Below are 7,119 nucleotides of genomic sequence, written 5' to 3' on the forward strand. Positions count from 1 at the left end.
TTAGGATGTTTTTTTATAAATTGAACGGTCATTTATCAAAACTTAGTTGAATATTTTTTTCAGGGCCTGGTTAAGATCTCCATATTCAAACTTGAATCCTGTTCCTTCTATTTTTTCATTACTGACTCTATTGCCACCCAAAACCATATTGGCCATTTCTCCAAGTCCAAGTTTCAAGGCAAAGGATGGAACACCTATATTAACGAAAGGTTTCCCTTTGTATTCAGCAGCCCTTTGGGTTAGCACTTTATTGGTAACAGGAACAGGTCCTACCGCATTATAAATCCCCGACACCCCATGATTTTCAAGGGCATATTCAATCATTCTGGATAAATCTTCAATGAAGATCCAACTTAAATATTGATGTCCTGAACCTAAGGGGGCCGCTACTGGTGGTTTTAACATTTCCTTCAGCGCCCCTCCTTCTTTGGCCAATACTATCCCTATACGAAAAGTAACCGTACGTATGTTTAATTCTTGAAATTTATCCGTGGCTTTCTCCCATTTCTTAACCACATCAGCCAAAAAATCATCTCCAGCTGGATCTCCCTCAAAAACCAGTTTTTCTCCTGTATCAAAACCATAGTAGCCTACAGCACTTGAACAGACTATCGCTTGTGGTTTTTTCTTGGCTTTTTTTAAAGCTTTATAGAGCAAATCACTGCTATCAATCCGGCTATCAAGAATTACTTTTTTTCGCTCCTCAGTCCACCTTTTGTCAGCTACTCCCGCTCCTGCCAGATGAATTACAGCATCTGCCCATTCTATTGCATCCTCCTCAATATCTCCTTTTTTTGGATCCCAAAAGAAGGATTTTTGAGAATGTTCATCCGGATTTCTACTCAACCAAGCAACCTTTTTACCAATTGCTTCAAGCCTTTTTGTTATTGAAGCACCTACAAGTCCTGATCCTCCGGTAATTAGTATATGTTGCATAATTAATTTACCCCAATTTTCTAAAATTCATCGAAACTAGGCTCCACAAAAATTATTCCATCTAGGCAATAGAATTAAAAAAGATCTTTAAGGGCTATAATATTTAGTCTTGGTTATAGGAAAGGCAATCATTAAAATGCACCATACACACTTAACACCTATGTAATTTCAAACTTCATTGTTATAATTTTAAGTCTGGAACAAGTCTTAATGTTTATAAATTAATATTTAAAAGTTTGTCTATATTTGCTTTTAATTGGGGGTAGTACTCAAACAAAAAGTGATTTGCCTGATTTATTATGGTAATTTGATATCACTTATTGGCTGCCCTTTCAAAGTCTCCTGCTTCACCAGTAATTAACTTAGGTCTGGGTCAATGGTATTTCAAGTTGTAAATTATTGGCTTCATGTCAAATAGGAACCGTAACCTACTTTTGTTTTCCAAATATATTTTTCAGGAACTGCTTCCTAATCTGGTCTTTACGGCCAAATGGTTGGTTTTAGCATTGGTCATTGGTACGCTTGTAGGTTCTGCTTCAGCTCTATTTCTAACTTCCCTAAACTGGGTAACGCAATACCGGGAGGCCAACATCTGGATCATACTATTTTTACCTTTTGGAGGGTTTATCATTGGTTGGGTTTACCACCGATATGGCACTTCGGTAGTCAAAGGCAATAATCAATTACTAGAAGAATTTTATAATCCTTTGAAAATAATACCTCTCAGAATGGCGCCATTGGTCCTCTTTGGAACACTTGTCACTCATCTCTTTGGAGGGTCTGCCGGCCGAGAGGGCACAGCTATTCAAATGGGAGGTGCAATCGCGGATCAATTCACAAAATGGTTCAAGCTCACCAATCGAGACCGAAGGATGATCATTACCATAGGTGTGGCCGCAGGATTTGCCTCTGTATTTGGCACACCGCTGGCAGGAGCAGTTTTTGCCTTGGAATGGCTGATTGTTGGCAGGGTAAGGTACGAATCGATTCTGCCTGCCTTTCTTGCTGCCATAATCGCAAATTTTGCCTGCGAGGGCATCTGGTTAGTGCATCATACCCAATATTCAGTTCCAATGGTACCGCCATTTGATATCATCAATGTACTATGGGTAATTCCTGCAGGGATATGTTTTGGATTGGCAGCCAGACTTTTTTCAAAATCCACCCATTTCTGGTCAAATTTCTTTAGCAATAAAATAAAGTATCCTCCATTCAGACCCTTGGTAGGTGGAGTGATCATTGCCGCTTCAGTATTCATAATCGGCGACACGAAATACATAGGATTGGGCATTCCGACCATTGTCGACTCCTTTTCCCAAGATTTACCCTGGTATGATTTTTTGGTGAAAATTGCTAAAACTTCACTCACCCTGGGTTCCGGTTTTAAAGGGGGTGAAGTCACACCATTGTTCTATACTGGAGCCACCCTTGGGAATGCATTGTCAGGCATCATCCCATTACCTGTTGCACTATTAGCAGGAATGGGTTTTGTGGGTGTTTTTTCTGGAGCCACCAACACTCCATTGGCCTGCACACTGATGGGAATTGAGCTTTTTGGCGCTCTCCCTGGTGTATATATTGGATTGGCTTGTGTTTTAGCCTACCTATTCAGCGGCCACTCGGGCATTTACCATTCTCAGGTCATTGGCTCCCCAAAAAACGAAGGATTGTTAAAAAGAAAGGAAAAAAACTGGGTGAGCTATAAATACACAATTCCAAACTAAAAGTAAATTTCCAGTAGTTTTATTGACACTATAACAAATTTTAAGGAAAAAATTTGTTCAAAGACACAACAAAGCAGAACCTTTCAGCGTATTGACTTTGAATCGAATTTTATACCTATGAACAATATTGCAGCAATGCGTAAGGCCATTGAAATTTTCCAGTCTTACGGTATACCTTTAACTGGAAAGCAAAAAGCAGCCAACTTTTATTGTGATTTGAGGATGGACAAAATTTTTGTTTCTGGATTAATCTTCGAATTGGAATATGAGTTGAATAAAGAATTGGAAGACGACAAAGTCGCCCATATTCAAACACCATCAGAACTTATTGACACCTTGCTGAAGGCTTCGTAACTACTTTTTTAAAGGGTATTTTTATATCCAAAAAAAGGGATAAATTCGTTTCATTTTTTTTATTCCTACAACTTCAAATTGTATAATTTGAAGAGTAATAACTTTTAAACCTTTCCCTAAAAAATATCGGATATTCTTATCCAAAATAAGTAGCGCTACCAAAAATCTTCTTATTTCAAAAGCATTCCGTACTTATCGTATACCTAACAAATAAAAAGCTAGGTAAAACTTGAAATAAAACTCATTTTTCTCTTACTTATGCCTTTAACTCGAAATATGCACTAAAATACCTATTGCCTATTTTGGGTTTCTTTTCGAAAGTATTAATAAACCCAGAGCATGAAAGAAAGAAGAGAGTTTATCAAAAAATCTATATTTGGCGCCAGTGGATTGACCATCGGAGCCATGAGCTTTAGTGCAAAATCTTACGGTTCAATTATTGGTGCGAACGACCGCTTTAGAATGGCCGTGTGTGGGGTAAATGGCCGTGGGAAATCGCATATTTCAAATTTTTCGGGGATGGACAATGTCGAAATCGCCTATTTGGTCGATCCAGACAAGAATGTACTCAACCAACGTGTACAATCCCTTCGCGATGGAGATACTAAAAGCAACCGGGTAAAAGGTGAAGCAGATGTTCGCCGAGTTCTTGAAATGAAAGACATTGATGCCATCAGTGTGGCAACACCAAATAGCTGGCATTCCCTGATGGTGGTATGGGCGGCACAGAATGGCAAACATTGCTATGTAGAAAAACCTGCCAGTCATGATGTCCACGAAGGGCGAATCGCTTTGGCCGCCGCCGAAAAATATGGCATAGTAGTTCAACATGGTGCTCAAAGGCGTAGTAGTGACGAATGGCGTGACCAGGTAAGTGATATCAAGTCAGGAAAATTTGGTAAAATGTTGGTTTCGCATGGCTTCGCTTGTAAGCCTAGAGAAGGTATAGGTTACAAACCAAATACTGCTCCTCCTAGTAATCTGGACTGGAACTTATGGAAAGGTCCAGCGGTAATCGACCAATACAATGAAAACCTTGTTCATTATAATTGGCACTGGAACTGGCAAGTAGGTAATGGAGAATTGAACAATCAGGGAACACATCAACTTGACGTGGCCTACTGGGCACTTGATGATGAAGTGGCCAATACACACCCGGTAAGGGTAATGGCAATGGGTGGCAGGTTCAACTGGGATGACCAGGGCGAAACCCCTAACACCATGTTCGCTGTGGCACAATTTGCCAATGGTCAATATGTGTTTTTCAATGTAAGGAATGCAAACCATGAAGGTTATGTAAAAGAAGTAACCAACCGCTTCTATTTTGAGGATGGTGGCAAACTAATAGATGGCGAGTACAAGTCTCATAATGGAAGTCAGGCCCGAAAAGTAGAGGTAAAGAAAGTACCTATGACTCCGGGAGGGGCGTTTGGAAGCTTTGTAAACGCATGTCGTGCAAATGACCCTACAATGGCCAATGGCAATATGTTTGATGCCCATTACAGCTGTACTTTAGGTCACTTGATGAACATCTCTTACAGAATGGGTGAAAAAGTACCTTTCAATGCGAAAGCTGGAAGCTTTGGTGACAATAAATTGGCTTTTGAAGAATTTATGAAGATCCATGAAATCGCAAGAGATGGTATGGGAGTACCCGTGGACCAAGCAGATTATATCGTAGGCCCATGGCTGGAGTTTGATGGAGAATCAGAATTCTTTGTTGGAGATAGATCAGTAGAAGCCAACAGGCTACTGTTTGATCCAAGGAGATCCGAATTTGATCTTCCCTCACCGGATAAAGTTTAAAACAATTATAAAGGCTGTTTCTGAGAAGAAGCAGCCTTTTTTTTATTTGGTTTTTGGCTATCAATAAATCGGATCCTCGGGTACTGAAAGGTAACAGTGCGCATGCTTTTTCATCCCTATTTTAGGGTAATAATCGATGGCTTTTGGCGCCGAAAGCAATATTAGATTGGCCAACGGAAATGTTGCTTTAGTTAGTTTCACAAGCATTTTCCCTATCCCCTGGTTTTGATAATCACTATGCACTGCCAAATCTGAAAGGTAAGTGCAATAACATTGATCAGAAACGGCCCTAGCAATGCCTACCAATTTACCTTCCTCCCTGGCAGTAAGAATCAAATCTGCATGGGCAAGCATTTTTTCCAAGCGCTCCAGATCCCCTACGGGTCTGCGTTCCCCAAGTGTAGAAGCGATAAGCAGCTTTTGAAAATCGACGGCATTTAATTCAGGCTCTGCCTGATAAGTAATGGAAGCTGACATTCGATCAGTATTTAGTTGCCCTATTTGTGTAAAGGTAAAAATATTTTATTTTCCGTTTCCAGATAAAAAACAATATCTTGTAGTTAATGAATTTAACCTGGATTAAGGAATAGTTTTTGTGATTTTAGCCCATAATAGATTCACTATTGCCTATTTCAAATTTAATCTTAAACCTAAAGCAGACCATGACAAGCAGAAGAAACTTTTTACAGAAGCTGACCCTTTCCGCAGTTTCCCTTCCACTGATTCCAAATTTCACTCCCAAAAAACAAACAACCATGAATAACAGTGCCAACAAAGCGGGTACCTTAAGAGTGGCCATTATGGGTTTGGGTGGCTATGCTACCCGTGTTGCCAAAGCCATGTTGGATTCCAAAAATGCCAAATTGGTAGGTTTGATAAGTGGCACTCCTTCTAAGATTAAAGATTGGCAAGCCACTTACAATATTCCAGATAAAAATTGCTACAATTATGAAAACTTTGATGCCATTAAAGACAATCCAGATATCGATGCTGTCTACATCATCACTCCAAATGGCCTACACCACGATCAAACGCTAAGGGTAGCGGCGGCTGGAAAACACGTGATTTGTGAGAAACCAATGGCCATAAATGCCAAAGAAGGTAAAGAAATGGTAGATGCCTGTGACAAGGCAGGCGTAAAATTATTGGTAGGTTACCGCATGCACTTTGAACCAAATACCCTGGAAATAATTCGTTTGCGCGACAGTGGCGAATTTGGGGAGATTAAATTTTTTCAAGGGCTTACTGGATTTAGAATAGGTGATCCTACTCAGTGGCGGCTAGACAAAGAATTGGCAGGTGGAGGTGCCATGATGGACATAGGGATCTATTCTATCAATGGGGCCCGGTACATGGTAGGCGAAGAACCAATTTGGGTAACCGCCCAAGAAACCAAAACGGATCCGGTAAAATTCAAGGAAGGCGTAGATGAAACCATCACCTTCCAATTTGGATTTCCAAGCGGGGTGATCTCATCCTGTCTATCCACTTATAGTACAAGCAATCTGGATAAGTTTTTCTTAAATGGCACCAAAGGCTTTGCTGAGATGCAGCCCTCCACAGGCTACGGCCCTATCAAAGCCTGGACCAATAAAGGCCCACTAAGCTTTCCCCATGTCGCCCATCAAACTGTCCAAATGGATAAAATGGCTGGAATTATTCTCAATGGGGAATCTGCTCAAATCCCAGTTGATGGAAAAGAAGGCCTAAAAGATTTAATCATTATTGATGCCATTTACAAAGCCGTAAAAACGGGTAAGAAAGTGAAGATTGATTTGACTTAAAAGAACATCTAAATATTAAGCCAATAGTCATTTAGCTGTATGTCGAGTTATGTCCCAAAGGAGAAATTCTTTGGGATTTTTTTGACTTAGAAATTTATTGCAAACGAAAATAGATCCCCAAAAACCACCTTAAGAACAAACCCAAATCTCAAAGGGGTTGCAGCCTAATAAATATGCCACTCCTACGGAGTTTAAATCCTATTCTAACTGATCCTATTTTCTATAATCTTGGCACCCCTTAGGGTTCGAAAAATATTATACCCTTTTTTAAATACCTGAAGACCTGCATATTCCACTTCGGCAGGCTCACAATTTCCACAATTACCTGAATTCTAAATATTGCATAACCAAATTCAAAATGTCCTAAGCCAAATCCCGAAGGGATGATAGGATTATAGAACCAAAATCCATCTCAAATCCAAACCCCAAAGGGGTGACACAATACCGCGTTTTCTGTGAAAAAACTATGGCTTATACTTGACTATTATCAATGATTCGAATAATATCTTATTTTT

Annotated in this window: 6 protein-coding genes; 4 read left to right on the forward strand and 2 right to left on the reverse strand. The window is 39.9% G+C overall.

Annotation, left to right across the window (positions count from 1 at the left end; all coding sequences use genetic code 11):
* Positions 1 to 42: 42 nt before the first annotated feature.
* Positions 43 to 936: a TIGR01777 family oxidoreductase gene (locus tag ADICYQ_RS22405; RefSeq protein WP_020893675.1), complete on the reverse strand. Its 894-nt coding sequence runs from the start codon at positions 934 to 936 to the stop codon at positions 43 to 45.
* Positions 937 to 1,343: 407 nt separating this feature from the next.
* On the opposite strand from ADICYQ_RS22405, the gene ADICYQ_RS22410 reads away from it, so the two are divergent.
* The 3 genes from ADICYQ_RS22410 to ADICYQ_RS22420 all read left to right on the forward strand — a co-directional run bounded on the left by ADICYQ_RS22410 (position 1,344) and on the right by ADICYQ_RS22420 (position 4,820).
* Positions 1,344 to 2,660: a voltage-gated chloride channel family protein gene (locus ADICYQ_RS22410; protein ID WP_020893676.1), complete on the forward strand. Its 1,317-nt coding sequence runs from the start codon at positions 1,344 to 1,346 to the stop codon at positions 2,658 to 2,660.
* A gap of 117 nt (positions 2,661 to 2,777) precedes the next feature.
* Complete coding sequence (locus ADICYQ_RS22415; protein WP_020893677.1) at positions 2,778 to 3,014, forward strand: hypothetical protein; 237 nt, start codon at positions 2,778 to 2,780, stop codon at positions 3,012 to 3,014.
* 339 nt (positions 3,015 to 3,353) lie between these two features.
* Positions 3,354 to 4,820 carry a Gfo/Idh/MocA family protein gene (locus ADICYQ_RS22420; protein ID WP_020893679.1) on the forward strand — a complete coding sequence of 489 codons (1,467 nt, stop codon included), beginning with the start codon at positions 3,354 to 3,356 and terminating at the stop codon, positions 4,818 to 4,820.
* A 60-nt stretch (positions 4,821 to 4,880) separates the two neighbouring features.
* Here ADICYQ_RS22420 and ADICYQ_RS22425 read toward each other — a convergent pair whose 3' ends face one another.
* The gene (locus ADICYQ_RS22425) at positions 4,881 to 5,297 is read right to left on the reverse strand and encodes a GNAT family N-acetyltransferase (RefSeq protein WP_020893681.1); all 417 of its coding nucleotides are present in this window, start codon (positions 5,295 to 5,297) and stop codon (positions 4,881 to 4,883) included.
* A 185-nt stretch (positions 5,298 to 5,482) separates the two neighbouring features.
* Between ADICYQ_RS22425 and ADICYQ_RS22430 the strand changes: the two genes are divergently transcribed.
* Complete coding sequence (locus tag ADICYQ_RS22430; RefSeq protein ID WP_020893682.1) at positions 5,483 to 6,604, forward strand: Gfo/Idh/MocA family protein; 1,122 nt, start codon at positions 5,483 to 5,485, stop codon at positions 6,602 to 6,604.
* The last annotated feature ends 515 nt before the right edge of the window (positions 6,605 to 7,119 follow it).

This window comes from Cyclobacterium qasimii M12-11B (assembly GCF_000427295.1).
Lineage (GTDB): Bacteria > Bacteroidota > Bacteroidia > Cytophagales > Cyclobacteriaceae > Cyclobacterium > Cyclobacterium qasimii.